This is a genomic window from Pseudomonas sp. X10, assembly GCF_054889225.1.
In genome coordinates this window covers 289792-306499 of sequence record NZ_CM142677.1, presented here as the reverse complement: position 1 = coordinate 306499, position 16708 = coordinate 289792, and the positions used below count along the sequence as shown (strand labels likewise).

Genomic DNA, 16708 nt, shown 5'->3' with positions numbered 1-16708 from the left:
TCCCGCGTCATGAGCTACCGCCTCAACGAATTCCAGTTCAACCTGCCGGACGCCAAAGTGCAGGACACGACCATCAACATCCTGCGCTTCGAGGCGCTCGGCACATCACTGATCGTCAGCCGCAGCCTGCTGGCCGAGGACGAGACCCTGCAGAGCAATTTCGATAGCCAGTTGCAGCGGCTGCAGCAGCAGGTCAAGGATCTGCGCTTCCAGCCCGCGAAAACAGTACGCCTGGGTACGGCCCAGGACATCGATGCCATCGAGTTACGCAGCCAGTTCAGCAAGGGTCAGGAGAAGGTTTACCAGTACCAACTGGCCCTGCTGCTGCCGGGTACGCGCAAGATGTTCGCCCTCAGCTACGTCAAGCCACAGCCACTGGGCGCTGCCGAGGCCGCGCACTGGGCGGCGCTCAAGCAATCGCTGAACTTCGACAATATCAGTTGATGAGCCGCACCGATGTCTGACGCACTCTGGGCGGCGCGCGAAGGCGACGCGCTGATGCACACCTCGATGTGGGCCGACATCGTCGGCGGGGTGCTGGAAGTGGCCGCCAACGTAGCTATCGGCGCGCTGGCGACCGCGGCCGTGGGCGCTGCGCTAGGCATCACCGTGGTCACCGGTGGCCTGGGCTGCTTCGTGCTGGGCGCTGTGGTCGGGCTGGTGGTCGGCGTGGTCATGGCCAAGACCGGTGCCGACACCGGCCTGAGCCGATTATGCGAGGGCATCGGCAATGCCCTCTTTCCGCCATCGGTACAGGCCAACATAGCCACCGGCTCCGACGACACCCATACCAACGGCAAGCGGGCCGCCCGTGCTGCCGGGGTCATCCTCGCGCCTTCCGCTCCGGCCGGTGAAGGCAGCGAAGACGCTGAAGCCGAAGCGCCCGAGGAAGAAAGTTTCCTCGACATGGCCAAGGGCTTCTTCTCCCAACTGTGGCGCCCTACCGTCGCAAGCCCCGCGCCCAACACCGCGCCAGCTGACGACGACAAGGTCCTCTGTACAAAGCACCCACCGATGCCACCGCAGTACCTAGCCGAGGGCTCGAGCAAGGTCACCATCAACGGCCAGCCGGCGTGCCGCAGCGGCGACCGCAGCACCTGCGATGCGGTGATCGTCGACAGCGGGCTCATCTCCAACAACGTGCGCATCGGCGGCGAGCCGATCGTGGTGCGCGAGATCCGCAGCGGCAAGACCCCTGGCATCGGCCTGGCCGTCACCGCCCTGATGTTGCTGCGCGGGCGGGGCGGCAAGTTCTACAGCAAGTTCGGCTGCATGCTCATCGGCGGTATGACCAACCTCGTGACCAGTCAGGTCTCCAGTGCCTTGACCTCAGCGATCGTTGGCTCTCCAAATCCAGTCCATGCCCCGACCGGGGCGAAGATCCTCAATGGTGAAGAAGAGCTGGACTTCAACCTGCCCGCGTTGATTCCCCTGCTCTGGCAACGCTATTACAACAGCCATGGCGAACGTGACGCTGGCCTGCTCGGCGCGGGCTGGAGCGTAGAGTTCGAAGTTTACATCGAGGTACAGGTACACCCCGAGGGCGGAGAGCGCCTGCTGTTCGTCGATGAGCAGGCACGGCGCATAGACATGGGCAACATACCTCTGGGCGACGCTGTGTTCAGTGCTGGCGAAGGCTTGAGTGTCCGCCGCGAACACAACGGCGAGGTGCTGATCGAAAGCAGCGATGGTCGCTACCGCCTGTTCCAGCCAACGCCGAACCAGTCAGCGCGGCTGCGCTTGAGCCAATTGGGGGATCGTAACGACAATCGTATCTACCTCGACTACGACGACCTTGGCCGACTGCGTGGCCTGCGGGACACCTTCGACCTGGTCGAAGTGGAACTGCACTACAGCCAGCAATGGCCACAACAGGTCAGCCACCTGGAGCGACGCTTTGCCGATACAAGCGTCGAACGGCTGGTCAGCTATGCCTACGATGCAGCCGGTAACCTCGTCGAGGTGCGCGGTGCGGACAACCAGGTAAAACGGCGCTTCACCTATGACCAGGGGCGGCGCATGATCGAGCATCAATTGCCCGCAGGCCTGCGTTGTTTCTATGAGTGGATCTTGACCGAGGATGGCTGGCGTGTGGCCCGGCACTGGACGGACGAAGGCGACGAATACCGCTTCGAATACGATGTCCCAGGCGGTATGACCCGCGTGACCGATGGCTTGCAACGCGTCAGCACCCGTCATTGGAACGCCCAGTACCAGGTTACTGCTTTCACCAATGCCCTGGGCCTGACTTGGCAATTCGAGTGGAACGACGAACGCCAGCTACTCGGGGCGACCGGCCCAGATGGCGGCCAGTGGCTCTTCAACTACGACGAGTCTGGCAACCTCAGCCAGACGCTAGACCCACTGGGGCGCAGCGAGTCGACGCAGTGGCTGGAACATTGGGCCCTGCCCAGATCATGGACCGACCGGGCGGGCAACAGCTGGCACTATCGCTATGACTCGCGCGGTAATTGCGTCCGTGAGACCGACCCTCTCGGCCAGGTCACCCGCTATCGTTATGACAACCATGGGCGCAATATCGAGATCATCGATGCCACGAGCAAAACCAAGCAATTGCAGTGGAACGATCTGGGTCTACTCACCCGCTACGTTGACTGCTCCGGCTATCCGACCCGCTTCACCTATGACCGACATGGCCACCTCAGCACGGTCATCGACGCCCTGGGCGGGCGCACAGGCTACCGACACGATGCGCAAGGCCGTCTGCTGGAAACGCAACTCGCGGACGGTCGTAGCGAACACTATCAATACAACGATGACAACCAGCTCATTCGCTACACCGATGCCGCTGGAAACAACCGGCACTATCACTACGACCGACGCGGCCAATTGCAGCAGCAGGTAGCCCCCAATGGCCGGGTCGTCGAGTACCACTATGACCACTACGGCCGCCTACTCAGCCTGACCAACGAAAACGGCGAGCACTACCGCTTCACCTGGGACGAGGCAGACCGCCTCATCCAGCAGCAGGACTTGGACGGCAGCGTCAAACGCTACCATTACGATGCACTCGACTGCCTGGCCCAACTGGACTATCTGCCCGCGCCCTATGGTCATGGCCTGGCTCTGGTGCCCACATCCCTACCACCCCCTATCATCCACCGTTTTCAGCGGGATGCCGGTGGCCGCCTGGTGGCCAAGGTCACCGACGATGGGCGCACCGAATACCAGTACGACGCCCTCGACCAGGTGCTTGCAGCCAACTTCACCGACAACCAGGGCAACACCCAACAATTGGGTTTTGCCTATGACGCGCTGGGCCAACTGGTCGCCGAGCAAAGTGATGCCGGTGTACTTCGACACCGCTACGACGAAATAGGCAACCGCATCCAGAGCCTGCTGCCGGATGGGCGGATACTCAATCACCTGTATTACGGCAGCGGTCACCTTCACCAGATCAACCTCGATGGCAAGGTCATCAGTGACTTCGAGCGTGATCGCTTGCACCGAGAGGTCCTGCGTACCCAGGGCGGCCTGGACATGCGCAGCGAATATGACCAGAGAGGGCGTTTGCGCGCTCGGCTTCGCCGTATGCGCAGCGCAGCGGCGCACCTGCCCGCGCAACTCCAACAGCGCTTCGAATACGATGCGCTGGACAACCTAGTCACACGCTTCAACCAGCGGCCAGGCAGCCATTATCAGCAGTGGCTGCACAATGACGCCAGCGAGCACGTCATAGCCTGCCAGGAGAGTGGCCAAGGCTTGAGCGAATCCTTCGCCTACGATGCAGCTGCTAACCTACTTGACGGCCCCCAAGGCGGCTGGGTTCGCCACAATCGTGTATTGACCTACCAGGACAAGCGTTACCGCTATGATGCATTCGGACGCTTGATCGAGAAACGTAGCACTCGCAGAGGTGTGCAACGCTTCAGCTATGACGCTGAACATCGACTGATCGAAGTTCGCAACCTGCAGGTTGGTCGCGAACGCGTAGTGCGCATGAGCTATGACCCGCTTGGACGACGCATCGAGAAGCGCGAGTACGACAGTAACGGCCAACTCCTCGGCCAGACCCGTTTCAGTTGGGATGGGTACCGTCTGTTGGAAGAGTTCCGCCATGGCCAGCAGTGCCTCTTTCTATACCAGGACGAGGGTCATGAGCCATTAGCACGGGTCGATGGCCAGGGGCTACACCAACAAGTGCGTTACTACCATAACGACCTCAACGGGCTGCCCGAACAGTTGACCGATAGTGACGGTAATCTTGTCTGGCAAGCCCGCTATCAGGTCTGGGGCAATACAATCATCGAGCAGCACGAAACCTCCCTCCTCGAAGAGCAGAATTTGAGGTTCCAAGGGCAGTACCTAGACCGTGAGACAGGGCTGCACTACAACACTTTCCGCTTTTTCGACCCGGATATCGGACGCTTCACCCAACCAGACCCGATCGGCCTGGCTGGCGGCATCAACCTGTATCAGTACGCACCCAATCCCACCGACTGGATCGACCCCTTGGGGCTGGAGGTCTGTCGACTCAGCTCCGCTGATCGCAAGAAAATGGGCCCAGCGCCCAAGAACATGAAAAACCCCCATCGCCATCATATCGTGCGCGAAAACGCACCACGGAACTGGAAAGCCCAGAACCGTGCCTACATCACCGACGCACAGGCGATCATGGCCAAACACAAGATCGACCTTAACACCGATCTACGAAACTTCACCTGGGCCCGCAATGGTGGCAAGACCCACTCGATTGCCTCTGCCAAGAAAGTTTTCGAACGACTGCAAAAGGCGGACAACAAGGGCCTGGCGGCGGTGGAGAGGGAATTGAAGCGAATGGGCCTAGCCTTCAAGAGAGGTACTTTCATCTGATGAACGATTCAGAAAAACTCTACGAAAAGCATGAAGCCAAGCTGGACCGTCTTTACGACGCTATCGAGGACGGCAAGCTGGAGCAAGTCCGTAAGATGGCGGAAAAACATCCCGAGTTGTTGCCACTGCCGCGTTACGGCCAAGCCGAGGAAGAAGGCCTGCTGCACATGGCGGCAAGAAGTGGCCACGAGGCAATCTGCAGCCTGCTGCTCGACCTGGGCCTTGACCCAAACCTGCCAGTTGCCAGCGAAGGTTATAGCACCGCGCTCGAATATGCGGCCGGCGAAGGACACCTGCAGACCTGCGTATGCCTGCTCGATGCTGGCGCCCAAGTGGATGGCCTGCCGATCAGTGTCTGCAACCCTCTGTATGCAGCAGCCATGTTCGGTCAATTGGAAGTGGTCGAGCTGCTGCTGTCTCGTGGCGCCGATATCAATCGTCTGCACCGGAAGTTCAACAACAGCCCGCTGGATGCTGCCGACGAATGGGGGGCTCCTGAAGTCGCCGCCTTGCTGACTCAGCACGGCGGTCGCAGTGTCACCGATGTCCAGTCCGCAGATGCGCAAGGCGCCGGCCAATCCATCGTCACATTCGTGCACAACTCTGTAGGTTGGGTGCTACCGGCCACGTTCAGCCCTGCCAACGAGGACCCGCGCGCGACGCTGCATGTCAGCCTGATCGACGGCAAGACCGACTTCAAGCTGCTGTTCACCGTCGGGCTCTACCAGGCTTCGCCGATGACAGAAATGTTTGTCTGCCTGCCAGGCGATTGGGCTTTGCCGCGCGAAGGCTTTGCCCAAGACAGCGTGTGGCGCTTCCCAGTCCAACTGCTGGCGCGCCTGACTCGACGGACTATCGACAACACCCCACTGGCCGAGGGCTCATTGATAGAGCGAAGCAACCCAGAGTTTGCTGATCTACCCTGGCCGGCAGAAGTGGATGCCATGCTGGTCGTGGACAAGCCCTGGAACAAGGACACCGACCAAGCCGAGATTCCCGAGAACGAAAAGGTCTTCCTGTTCACCCTGGCGCCGGTGAAGTTCACCCACAAGGGCGCGCCCGATGCCAAGGCACTGGCGGCTCTGGTTGAACGCAAGCGGACGGCGAGCTGGAAGGTGCTGGCACTGACTAGCCCGGAGTAAACCACTCAAGCCTCCCCAAACCATAGGCCAGCGGCCCGATCAACAGTGAGTTCTATGCACGGATGTGGCGGATGGCTCGCAGTGGGAGGCGGACGAGACAATGCCGACAGCGATCGTCGTACGCCGGAACGAAACAGCCCCGGCATAGGCCGGGGCTGCTGGTAACGCCAAATCAGAATCAGAAGATGCTGATCGGGTACTCGACGAATACGCGGACTTCGTTGCCGTCGTCGTTGTAGCCGTTCTGGCGGACGCTTTCCGAAGTGCGCAGGATGGAGCTACGCAGCTTGACCGACAGGTCCTTGGCCGGGCCTTCCTGGACCACGTAGCGGATCTGGTTGAACAGCTCGCGCTCTTTACCTTCGCCGAAACCGTGGGTGTTGATGTTGTCACCACGGACGTAGGCGATGTTGTAGGTCAGGCCAGGCACGCCGAAGGCACCGAAGTCCAGACCATAGCCAACCTGCCAGGAACGCTCATCTTCAGCGTTGAAGTCAGACCAGTAGGAGTTGGCCAGGTAGATGGTCGAACCACCGTCACCCACGCCGCCACGGTTCTGGTACCAGCCGTACTGGTAGCCGGTGTCACCGGTGCTGCGCTGGTGGGCGATGGTGATCGAGTGAGGGCCGAAGGCGTAGGTCGCCGCCAGGCTCCAGATGGTGTTGGAGTCACCGGTCAGGCCCGCTTCACGCTCGTACTTGCTGTCGATCTTCGACTTGTAGCCGTTGAAATCGAGGGTCAGGGACTGCTCGTCGGAGATCGGGTGAACATAGTTCACGCCCAGGTAGTGCTTCTTCAGCACATCTTCAACGTCGGAGGTGTACAGGGACGCGGTCAGGTTCTCGGTGAACTGGTAGCTACCACCGAAGACGTTGATCGACTTCAAGCCGCCACTGTCACGACCTTCGGCACTCTTGCGCGCTTCCTGGGTGAAACGGCCAGCGTTCAGTTCCAGGCCCTTGATCTCCTTGGAGGTGATCAGGGTGCCAGTGAAGCTTTCCGGCAGCAGACGGGCGTCGTCGTACTGCAGCACTGGCAGGGCCGGCATCTGGTCACCGTACTTCAGAACGGTGTTGGAGACGCGGAACTTCACGGCTGCGCCACCACGGGCCAGGTTGTGCGGAGAGTTGGACGGGTCGGTATCGCTTGGCTTGAAGAAGTCCACACCGGCGCCGCCGTTGTGACCCTTTCCGCCGTCAAGACGGATGGCATACAGGCCGAACGCATCCACACCGACACCGACGGTGCCTTGGGTGAAGCCGGAGGAGAACTTGGCGATGAAGCCCTGGCCCCATTCGATCTGGTCGTTGGTGCCGTGTTTCTTGTCACGGTTGATGTAAGCGTTGCGCAGCAGCAGGTTCATGCTGCTGTCTTCGATGAAGCCCTTGCTTTCGGCCTGCTCGTTGGCCTGCGCCTGGGTCGCGGCGACAAGCGCCAAGGCGACCAAGCTGATCCTGGTTTTCAACATATTCTTTTCCTTATTACGAATCAAAAACGCTCTGCAATTAAAACGCCAGGAACCAACGCCCCTTCGTAGGTTCGACGCTATGCGGATCCAAACTGAAAAGCCCGCCGATGGCGTGACGCAGCGGGCCTTGTGCAGCAGCATGGCCAAGGTATGGCCAGCAGGCGTTGGCCGAATCCTATCCGCCTCTGGTTTGGCATGTCAAAAAATCGTGAAAAATAGGCGGACCTACTCGCTTTCCTATACGTATTTGACGCATTTCCCCACCTGACTGCGCCTTTTACAGACATTTTTCCTGATTTAGCTTGGCCCCAGCACCTGGTTACATTGGGATACATATGTAAATAAACTCATTTACAATTAGCTAGGCATTAGCAAATAGCAAGCATTACCATTCGCACCCCAAGTCACCCCCCTCCCTGATTTCCGGATGCATTTCATGCCTGCTCCCTGCCGTCTTTCCCCTTTGACCCTGGGCTTGTCCCTGCTCTTCAGCGCTGGCCTGGCCAGTGCCGCCAGTACCACCCTGCCGGAGTTGTCGGTCACCGCTAACAGCGAACGCGATCGTGACGACCCCCGGGTCAAGGAAGTCAGCACCGCCACCCGCACCTCGACACCCGCGCGCTATGTGCCCCAGGCCATCGACTCGGTGAAGACCAGCAACGTGCTGGACTATGGCAGCAACAACCTCGGCAAGGCCTTGGAAGGCATCCCCAACGTCAGCAGCGGTGCCGACACGCGTTTCGACAGTGTGCGCATCCGTGGCTTCGACGCGAGCAACGACTTCTATCTCGATGGCATCCGCGACGACAGCCAGTACGTGCGCGACCTGCACAACATCGAGCGGGTCGAGGTGCTCAAAGGGCCGGCGGCAGTGCTCTATGGCCGTGGCAGCCAAGGCGGTATCGTCAACCGGGTGAGCAAGGCGCCGGAATTCGGTCGCCGCTCGACTATCGAGGCGCAAGGTGGCAGTGAAGACCTGCGCAGCCTGTATGCCGACCTCAGCGCCGACCCTTCGGAGAACATCAGCCTGCGCCTGAACATGGGCAACCAGGACAACAACAGCTTCCGCGACGGTGTCGACGGCAACCGTCAGTTGTTCGCCCCATCCATGAGCTGGCAACTGACGCCCGACCTGAACTGGCTGGTGCAATATGAATACAGCCGTTACAACCGCACGCCGGACCGCGGTATCCCGGGCGTCAATGGCCGTCCGGCGGACGTTGGCCGCGACACCACCTATGGCGACACCCAGCGCGACTTCATCGACGACAAGGCCCAGTCGCTGCGCTCGCGCCTGAACTACCAGCTCAGCGACAACTGGCAAGTGCGCCACACCCTGGGGCTGTTCAAGCTCAACAGCGACTTCGACAACACCTACCTGAGCGGCTACAACGCGGCGACCAACCAAGTCACCCGTCAGCGCTGGCAGCAGGACCTGAACACCCGCAACCTGTTCAACACCCTCGAAGTGGAAGGCGACTTCACCACCTTCGGCCTTGAGCACAAGCTGCTCACTGGCCTGGAAGTGGGCAACCAGCGCCGCGACCCGATCCTCTACACCGCCGCCGGCGTCTCGGCCGGTGGCCAGCCCGTACCCAGCCTGGACCTGAACAACCCGGACCGCAGTCTCCAGCACAATGGCCTCATGGTGACCTCCAGCAACAACCACACCGTGGTCGACAGCCGTGGCCTATACCTCCAGGACCAGATCCGCCTGAACGAGCAATGGCAAGTACTCGCCGGCGTGCGCTTTGACCGCTTCGAGGTCGAAACCACCAACAAGCTGCGGGGCATTTCCGAGAAACAAGACAACAACAGCACCAGCCCACGCCTGGGCGTGGTCTATTCGCCATGGCGCGAGCACTCCTTCTATGCCTCCTGGAGCAAGACCTTCTCCCCAGTCGGCGGTGGCCTGATCGGCATCACCCCGGGCGCAGCGGGCAATACCAATGAGACCGGCCCGGAACACACCAGGCAGAAGGAGATCGGGGTCAAGAGCGACTGGTTCGACGAACGCCTGAGCACAACCCTGGCAGTGTACGAACTGGAGTTGTACAACCGCCGCACCAGCGACCCTGACAACCCTGGCACCACCCTGCTGACCGGCTTGCAACGTTCGCGCGGCGTGGAGCTGACCGCGACCGGCAACATCGTCGGCAACTGGTACATGCGCGCTGGCATAGGTCTGCAGGATGCGACCATCGTCAAGGACAACAACGGCCAGGAGGGCAACCGGATCAACAACGTGGCCAAGCGCAACGGCAGCCTGTTCATCACCTGGAAGCCTGAGCAGGGCTGGTATGGCGAGACCGGCCTGACCCTGGTCGGCGAGCGCTTCGCCGATACCGCCAACACCACCCTCCTGCCCGGATACGGCCGTTGGGATGCCCTGGCGGGTTACCGTACCAAGGACTGGGACCTGCGCGCGGCGCTGAACAACATCACCGACAAGACCTATTACAGCTCAGCTACCAGCGCTGCGCAGATCCAATTCGGTGACCCACGTAGCCTGGTGGTGACGGGGACCTACAGTTTCTGACACGGCTGAGCTTGGGGCCGGGGCAACTGTCTTGCACCGGACGCTGCCGGGGTTGCAGTTTCAAGGCAGGAGTCAGCGGCAACCTTAGGATGCGGGTATCCAGAGGCTCATCCCCATAAACGAAAACGCCACCGGCAAAGCGGTGGCGTTTTCATTTCAGGCAATCCTGCCAGTCAGTGCCAGACATCCATCAGAGCCTCCAGCTCTGCATCGGAAATCAGTCCCTGGGGATATCGCTCGTTCAGCAAATGCCGTGGGTCGGTCGTCCTGACCCGGATGCTTCCATGGTGTTTCAACCACTGCGCCAATACCTTGAGCGATTCGTGATCCACTGCCGATGGGGGCAAAGCCGACTCACTTGCTGCATTCATTTCCACACGCACTCCCTGAGGCCGTGAGCGGTTAACTTACGGAGGTTTTGTTACAGAACGGCGTAGCCCTATCTGTTTGCAATACCAGTGCGGATAAATACAAAAGCTGTGCCATCAACCTCACCAACCGTCGATACAAACACAAAGGCCTGCCCCATATGTATTGCTGCTCACCTATGCTGGAGTGCCTTCAGGTGGGGCAGCTACGCAGCCCATCGCGACACAAGGCCGCTCCCACAGAGGGCTTGCAAGGCCTCTTGTGGGAGCGGCCTTGTGTCGCGATCGGGCGCGCAGCAATGGCCCCAAACCATACGACAGATGTCTTAAGTGAACAGCATTACATCATGGGACGGGCCTTTGCATTGAGTACCGAATCAGCGCTTGAGCGGCGCCGGTTGCTGCTGGGTCAGGCAGTGGATGTTCCCTCCTCCCAGGAGCAACTCTCGCCCAGGGATCATGACCACTTCATGGTCCGGGAACAGCTTGGCGAGAATCACTCTGGCCTGGGCATCCGCCGGGTCGTCGAAGCTCGGCGCGATGATGCCGCCATTGACGATCAGGAAGTTGACATAGGAACCGGCCAGGCGCACCGATGGGTTGCGCTCCTGGCTGCCGTCCACCTGGTCGACGCCGGCACATTCTTCTTCGGTGGCATACAGCGGCCCCGGGATAGGCATTTTATGCACCACGAACTCGCGCCCCTTGGCATCGCGGCTGTTTTGCAGCACGTCGAGGGCTGCGTGGCAACGCGCATAGTTGGGGTCCTGAGGGTCATCTGTCCAGGCCAGTAACACTTCGCTGGGGCGGACGTAACAACAGAAGTTGTCGACGTGGCCATCGGTCTCGTCGTTGTACAGACCTTCCGGCAACCAGATGATCCGCTCCACCGCCAAGTGGTCGCAAAGGATCTCTTCGATCTGCTCGCGGTTCAGGTGCGGGTTGCGATTGTGATTGAGCAGGCACTCTTCGGTGGTGATCAGGGTGCCTTCGCCGTCCACATGGAACGAGCCGCCTTCGAGCACGAAACCCTCGGTGTGGTAACGCTGGCAGCGCTCCATCTCCAGGACCTTGCTGGCCAGTTGCTCATCTCGATTCCACGGCGCGTACAGCCCCCCCTCGAACCCACCCCAAGCATTGAAGCCCCAGTCGACACCACGGACTTCGCCGTTGTCGTTGATCACGAAGGTCGGGCCGGTATCACGTACCCAGGCATCATCGTTGCTGATTTCCACCACGCGGATGTTCGGAACGTCCAGGCGGCTGCGGGCGTTCTCGTACTGCGCTGCCGACACCGCCACGGTGACCGGCTCGAAACGGGCGATGGCCTTGGCCAGGGTCACGTGCGCGGCCTGCGCCGGCTTACCGCCGAGGCGCCAGTTATCCGGGCGCTCCGGCCAGACCATCCATACCTGGGTTTGCGGCGCCCATTCGGCTGGCATATGGAATCCATCGGCGCGCGGGGTCGTGTTGAGGGTCTTCATGTGTCTACCTTTGCAATAGCCCGGCGCCAGGGGCTTGCCCGCGCCGGGTCGGTGAGCGGTCAGGATTCCAGCGAACCATCCAGGGTCTTCAGCGGGCCGTACAGGTTCGGTCGACGATCACGGAAGGTGCCCCAGGCGCTGCGGATGTGCTCCAGCTTGTCCAGGTCGAAAGTGTGCACCAGCACGCCTTCGGCTGTCTCGTTGAGTTCTTCGACCTTCTCACCGAACTGGTTGGCGATGAACGACGAGCCATAGAAAGTGATGTCGTAGCCGTCCTGCTCTTCCCGACCGATGCGGTTACTGGCCACCAGCGGCATCAGGTTGGCTCCGGCATGGCCCTGTTGAACACGCTGCCAGTGGTCACGCGAAGAGATGCTGGCGTCATGCGGCTCGCTGCCAATGGCGGTCGGGTAGAACAGCACTTCGGCGCCGAGCAGCGCCATGCTGCGCGCGCATTCCGGGAACCATTGGTCCCAGCAAATGCCGACGCCGATCTTGGCATAACGGGTCTGCCAGACCTTGAAGCCAGTGTCGCCTGGATTGAAGTAGTACTTCTCATGGTAGCCCGGGCCATCCGGGATATGGCTTTTGCGATACACCCCCAGGTTGCTGCCGTCGGCATCGATGATGGCAATACTGTTGAAGCGGGCACGGCCAGCCAGTTCGTAATAGCTGATCGGCAAAACCACCTGCAGCTCCCTGGCGACGGCCTGGAAGTGTTCGATGGCCGCATTGACCTCGGTCGGGGTGGCCAGTTGCAGGTAGTCCGGGTTCGGCTTCTGGCAGAAGTACGGAGTCTCGAACAGCTCCTGGAGCAGGATGATCTGGGCGCCCTTGGCAGCCGCTTGGCGAACCAGTGTCTCGGCATTGGCGATATTGGCCTGGCGGTCCCAAGAGCACGCCATCTGGGTGGCGGCGACGGTAACAGTGCGGCTCATGCAAACCTCTTCGTAGCAGTGGCATGGATCTGAAAGCGCTGATGAGGCGATTTATATCCGATAAATATCGACTTTTGAAGAGATAAAATAAAATTAATACGCATATTAATGAGAATTAAACGATAAAAATCGACTTAACAAGCTCAGCCTTGGCGGTTACAGACTTTCGGTGCTATGGCGCTCTTGAGGTCCCGAGCCGCCCGCGCGGCGCAGGGCGAAATACTGCATATGGGCTTGCGGCCACCTCAATATCTTCGCCGTACAAACAAAGGCTAAAACTTCGGTCTATCAGCAATCGATGTGGGGGCGGCCTTGTGTCGCGCGAGCGGCGCGAGGTCTTCAGGGCACCAAAGAACTGCCGGCATGCACATCGTTCTCAAGAGCGCCACAGGAGCCAAGGCATGCCCCCTGGGCCTAAAGACAACTCAAAAAAGCGCAACAGACCATCATTACTCAGCCCCGGCTTGTCACAATCGGCGGCAGCCGACAAGCTAGGCTAGACACAATGCTCGTTACCCAAAGGCAATCTGACATGCGCATTCTCATCACTGGTGGCGCCGGCTTCATCGGCTCGGCCTTGATTCGCCATTTGATCGACAACACTGAGCATGAAGTGCTGAACCTCGACAAGCTGACCTATGCTGGCAACCTCGAATCCCTGCACAGCATCGCCAGCAACACACGATACGAATTCGTCCAGGCCGATATCGCCGACCAAGCCAAGGTGAGCGCGGTACTGGAGCGCTTCCAGCCCCAGGCGATCATGCACCTGGCGGCCGAGTCGCATGTCGACCGCTCCATCGACGGGCCGGCCGTCTTCATCCAGACCAACATCGTCGGGACCTACAGCCTGCTGGAGGCGACACGCGCCTGGTGGAGCACGTTGTCGGCCGACCAGCGCGACGCCTTTCGCTTCCATCATGTGTCCACCGACGAGGTCTATGGCGACCTGCACGGCGGCGGCGACCTGTTCACAGAGACCACGCCCTATGCGCCCAGCTCGCCCTACTCGGCGAGCAAAGCCGCCTCCGACCACCTGGTGCGCGCCTGGCAACGCACCTATGGGTTGCCGGTGCTGGTCAGCAATTGCTCGAACAACTACGGGCCGTTCCACTTCCCGGAAAAGCTCATCCCGCTGATGATCCTCAATGCCCTCGCAGGCAAGCCGCTGCCGGTGTATGGCAACGGCGAGCAGGTGCGGGACTGGTTGTTCGTCGACGATCACGCCCGCGCCCTGCTCAAGGTGGTCAGCGAAGGCAAGGTCGGGCAGACCTACAATATCGGCGGCCACAACGAGCAGAAGAACATCGACGTGGTGCGCAGCATCTGCGCCCTGCTCGAAGAACTGGCGCCACAGCGCCCGACTGGCATAGGCCGCTACGCCGACCTGATCACCTTCGTCCAGGACCGCCCAGGCCATGACCTGCGCTATGCCATCGATGCCGGCAAGATCGAACGCGAGCTGGGTTGGGTGCCCGAGGAAACCTTCGAAAGCGGCCTGCGCAAGACCGTGCAGTGGTACCTGGACAACCTCGAATGGTGCCGCCATGTCCAGGACGGCAGCTACCAGGGCGAACGCCTGGGGAACAGTGACTTCAAGGACCTGATCGCATGACCACCAAGGGTATCGTCCTGGCGGGGGGCTCCGGCACTCGCCTGCACCCCATCACCCTAGGGGTCTCCAAGCAACTGCTGCCGATCTACGACAAGCCGATGATCTTTTACCCGATTTCGGTACTGATGCTGGCTGGCATCCGCGAGATCCTGCTGATCTCTACGCCCCAGGACCTGCCCCAGTATCGCCAGCTGTTCGGCGATGGCAGCCAGTTCGGCATCGAGCTCAGCTACGCCGAGCAGCCCTCGCCCGACGGCCTGGCCCAGGCCTTCCTGATCGGTGAATCCTTTATTGGCCAGGATCCGGTATGCCTGATCCTCGGCGACAACATCTTCCACGGCCAGGGCTTCAGCGAACAACTGCAGCGCGCCGTCAACCAGCCATCCGGGGCCACAGTGTTCGGTTACTGGGTCAAGGACCCGGAGCGCTTCGGTGTGGTGGAGTTCGATGGACACGGCCAGGTGCTGTCCATCGAAGAAAAACCCGTACAGCCCAAGTCCAGCTATGCGGTGACCGGCCTGTATTTCTATGACAACGACGTGATCGAAATCGCCAAGGGCATCAAGCCATCCTCACGGGGCGAACTGGAGATCACCGATATCACCAATGCGTACCTGAAGCGGGGCGACCTGCGCGTCGAGCGCTTCGGCCGCGGCTTCGCCTGGCTCGATACCGGTACCCACGACAGTCTTCTGGAAGCCTCGCAATATGTGCAGACCATCGAGCACCGCCAGGGCCTGAAAGTGGCCTGCCTGGAGGAGATCGCCTTCCAGAAGCGCTGGATCAGCCGCGAACAACTGCTGGCCAAAGCCCACGAACTGAAAAAGACCGGCTACGGCCAGTACCTTCAGAAACTGGCCGAAGAGTACCCATGAACATCACCGCGACTTCCCTACCTGATGTATTGCTCATCGAACCCGAGGTGTTCGGTGACAGCCGGGGCTTCTTCTTCGAAAGCTTCAATGCCCGCGATTTCGAAACGCAGACGGGAGTCACTACCGCCTTCGTCCAGGACAACCACTCCCGCTCACAACGAGGCGTCCTGCGCGGCCTGCATTACCAAGTGGAGAATGCTCAGGGCAAGCTGGTGCGCGTGGTGCAGGGCGAGGTGTTGGATGTGGCTGTGGATATTCGCCGCAGCTCACCGAGCTTCGGCCAGTGGGCCGCGATCAGCTTGTCCGCCGACAATCACCACCAACTGTGGATACCTCCAGGGTTCGCTCATGGCTTCCTGGTACTCAGCGAAACAGCCGAGTTCCTCTACAAGACCACCGACTACTACAACCCCAGCGCCGAACGCTGCATCCGCTGGGACGACCCCGACCTGGCCATCGACTGGCAGTCGCAGGCGACTCCGCTGCTGTCAGCCAAGGACCAGGCCGGCCAATGGCTGCGCGATGCCGAGCTGTTCCCGTGAGCGCTCCATTGAACATCCTCATCACTGGCCGCAACGGCCAGGTTGCCCAAGCGCTGCAATGCGCCCTGGCAGACCTGGGCCGGTTGCATGTGCTTGGCCGTGATCAGCTCGACCTGGCGCAGCCCGATCGGATTCGCCAACAGGTTCGCCGGATCCGCCCTGACCTGATCATCAATGCCGCAGCCCATACCGCGGTGGACCAGGCAGAAAGCCAACCGGAGCAGGCCTTCGCCATCAACGCCCGGGGCCCAGGCATCCTCGCCGAGGAAGCCGCACACCTGGACGTTCCGCTGTTCCACTACTCCACCGACTATGTCTTCGATGGCAGCAAGGTCACGCCCTACACCGAAACGGACGAACCCAACCCACTGAGCGTCTATGGCCGTAGCAAGCGGGCGGGCGAACAGGCCATTGCTGCGGTGGATGGCCGACACCTGATCCTGCGTACCAGCTGGGTCTACTCCCTGCATGGCCGCAACTTCCTGCTGACCATGCAGCGCCTGTTGCAGGAGCAGCCACAACTGCGCGTTGTACACGACCAGGTCGGCGCTCCGACCTGGGCCGACACCATCGCCCAGAGCACCCGCGCCCTGATCGAACGCTGGCAAAGTGGCCAGGCCGGAGCCTGGGGCCTCTATCACCTCACGGCCCAAGGCGAGACCTCTTGGTTCGGCTTCGCCCAGGCCATCGCCGAACAACTGCAGGCCCGTGGCCTGTCCTGTGCGCAGCTGTTGCCGATCCCTTCCAGCGAGTATCCGGCCCCAGCCCGGCGGCCGCTCAATTCGCGCCTGGACTGCAGCCGGCTGGCCCGTGAATGGCAGGTCACCCAACCACATTGGCGGCAAGCGCTGATCGCCTGCCTCAAGTAGCGCATAATTGCGTCAGATTCTTCTGGCGCATATTG

At 60.8% G+C, this 16708-nt stretch carries 12 protein-coding genes; 8 read left to right on the top strand and 4 right to left on the bottom strand.

The window, feature by feature from the left end:
• Positions 1 to 9: 9 nt before the first annotated feature.
• Genes ACYU03_RS01400 through ACYU03_RS01390 form a run of 3 tightly spaced genes read left to right on the top strand, consistent with a single transcriptional unit; the run spans position 10 to position 5975 of the window.
• Positions 10 to 444, top strand: coding sequence for a DcrB-related protein (locus tag ACYU03_RS01400; protein ID WP_461887761.1), 435 nt, complete (start codon positions 10 to 12; stop codon positions 442 to 444).
• A 12-nt stretch (positions 445 to 456) separates the two neighbouring features.
• On the top strand, positions 457 to 4833 hold the full coding sequence (locus ACYU03_RS01395; RefSeq protein WP_461887760.1) for an RHS repeat-associated core domain-containing protein: 4377 nt from the start codon (positions 457 to 459) through the stop codon (positions 4831 to 4833).
• On the top strand, positions 4833 to 5975 hold the full coding sequence (locus ACYU03_RS01390; RefSeq protein ID WP_461887759.1) for an ankyrin repeat domain-containing protein: 1143 nt from the start codon (positions 4833 to 4835) through the stop codon (positions 5973 to 5975). The genes ACYU03_RS01395 and ACYU03_RS01390 overlap by 1 nt, the downstream gene beginning before the upstream one ends.
• Before the next feature lie 178 nt (positions 5976 to 6153).
• Here ACYU03_RS01390 and ACYU03_RS01385 read toward each other — a convergent pair whose 3' ends face one another.
• Positions 6154 to 7443, bottom strand: coding sequence for an OprD family porin (locus ACYU03_RS01385; protein WP_461887758.1), 1290 nt, complete (start codon positions 7441 to 7443; stop codon positions 6154 to 6156).
• A 436-nt stretch (positions 7444 to 7879) separates the two neighbouring features.
• On the opposite strand from ACYU03_RS01385, the gene ACYU03_RS01380 reads away from it, so the two are divergent.
• Positions 7880 to 9982: a TonB-dependent receptor gene (locus ACYU03_RS01380; protein WP_461887757.1), complete on the top strand. Its 2103-nt coding sequence runs from the start codon at positions 7880 to 7882 to the stop codon at positions 9980 to 9982.
• A gap of 173 nt (positions 9983 to 10155) precedes the next feature.
• Here the strand turns inward: ACYU03_RS01380 and ACYU03_RS01375 are convergent, their stop codons facing one another.
• From ACYU03_RS01375 to aguB, 3 genes are all read right to left on the bottom strand, one after another.
• Positions 10156 to 10353: a hypothetical protein gene (locus ACYU03_RS01375; RefSeq protein ID WP_461887756.1), complete on the bottom strand. Its 198-nt coding sequence runs from the start codon at positions 10351 to 10353 to the stop codon at positions 10156 to 10158.
• A 374-nt stretch (positions 10354 to 10727) separates the two neighbouring features.
• Entirely contained in the window at positions 10728 to 11834 is a 1107-nt protein-coding gene (aguA, locus tag ACYU03_RS01370) for an agmatine deiminase (protein WP_461887755.1), read from the bottom strand.
• Positions 11835 to 11893: 59 nt separating this feature from the next.
• Entirely contained in the window at positions 11894 to 12772 is an 879-nt protein-coding gene (gene aguB, locus ACYU03_RS01365; protein WP_461887754.1) for an N-carbamoylputrescine amidase, read from the bottom strand.
• 532 nt (positions 12773 to 13304) lie between these two features.
• On the opposite strand from aguB, the gene rfbB reads away from it, so the two are divergent.
• The 4 genes from rfbB to rfbD are packed head-to-tail and all read left to right on the top strand — an operon-like array spanning position 13305 to position 16673.
• A complete protein-coding gene (gene rfbB, locus ACYU03_RS01360) occupies positions 13305 to 14387 on the top strand; it encodes a dTDP-glucose 4,6-dehydratase (RefSeq protein ID WP_461887753.1) in 1083 nt (360 codons plus the stop codon).
• Positions 14384 to 15262: a glucose-1-phosphate thymidylyltransferase RfbA gene (gene rfbA / locus ACYU03_RS01355; protein ID WP_461887752.1), complete on the top strand. Its 879-nt coding sequence runs from the start codon at positions 14384 to 14386 to the stop codon at positions 15260 to 15262. The genes rfbB and rfbA overlap by 4 nt, the downstream gene beginning before the upstream one ends.
• A complete protein-coding gene (gene rfbC / locus ACYU03_RS01350) occupies positions 15259 to 15804 on the top strand; it encodes a dTDP-4-dehydrorhamnose 3,5-epimerase (RefSeq protein WP_461887751.1) in 546 nt (181 codons plus the stop codon). Before rfbA ends, rfbC begins: the two co-directional genes overlap by 4 nt.
• Before the next feature lie 8 nt (positions 15805 to 15812).
• Positions 15813 to 16673: a dTDP-4-dehydrorhamnose reductase gene (rfbD, locus tag ACYU03_RS01345; RefSeq protein ID WP_461891350.1), complete on the top strand. Its 861-nt coding sequence runs from the start codon at positions 15813 to 15815 to the stop codon at positions 16671 to 16673.
• Positions 16674 to 16708: the final 35 nt, after the last annotated feature.

Bases quoted from the DNA above. Each gene is read 5' to 3' on its own strand.
- rfbA (WP_461887752.1), top strand. From the start codon at position 14,384: ATGACCACCAAGGGTATCGTCCTGGCGGGGGGCTCCGGCACTCGCCTG.
- ACYU03_RS01380 (WP_461887757.1), top strand. From the start codon at position 7,880: ATGCCTGCTCCCTGCCGTCTTTCCCCTTTGACCCTGGGCTTGTCCCTG.
- rfbC (WP_461887751.1), top strand. From the start codon at position 15,259: ATGAACATCACCGCGACTTCCCTACCTGATGTATTGCTCATCGAACCC.
- aguA (WP_461887755.1), bottom strand. From the start codon at position 11,834: ATGAAGACCCTCAACACGACCCCGCGCGCCGATGGATTCCATATGCCA.
- ACYU03_RS01400 (WP_461887761.1), top strand. From the start codon at position 10: ATGAGCTACCGCCTCAACGAATTCCAGTTCAACCTGCCGGACGCCAAA.
- aguB (WP_461887754.1), bottom strand. From the start codon at position 12,772: ATGAGCCGCACTGTTACCGTCGCCGCCACCCAGATGGCGTGCTCTTGG.
- ACYU03_RS01375 (WP_461887756.1), bottom strand. From the start codon at position 10,353: ATGAATGCAGCAAGTGAGTCGGCTTTGCCCCCATCGGCAGTGGATCAC.
- rfbB (WP_461887753.1), top strand. From the start codon at position 13,305: ATGCGCATTCTCATCACTGGTGGCGCCGGCTTCATCGGCTCGGCCTTG.
- ACYU03_RS01385 (WP_461887758.1), bottom strand. From the start codon at position 7,443: ATGTTGAAAACCAGGATCAGCTTGGTCGCCTTGGCGCTTGTCGCCGCG.
- ACYU03_RS01390 (WP_461887759.1), top strand. From the start codon at position 4,833: ATGAACGATTCAGAAAAACTCTACGAAAAGCATGAAGCCAAGCTGGAC.
- ACYU03_RS01395 (WP_461887760.1), top strand. From the start codon at position 457: ATGTCTGACGCACTCTGGGCGGCGCGCGAAGGCGACGCGCTGATGCAC.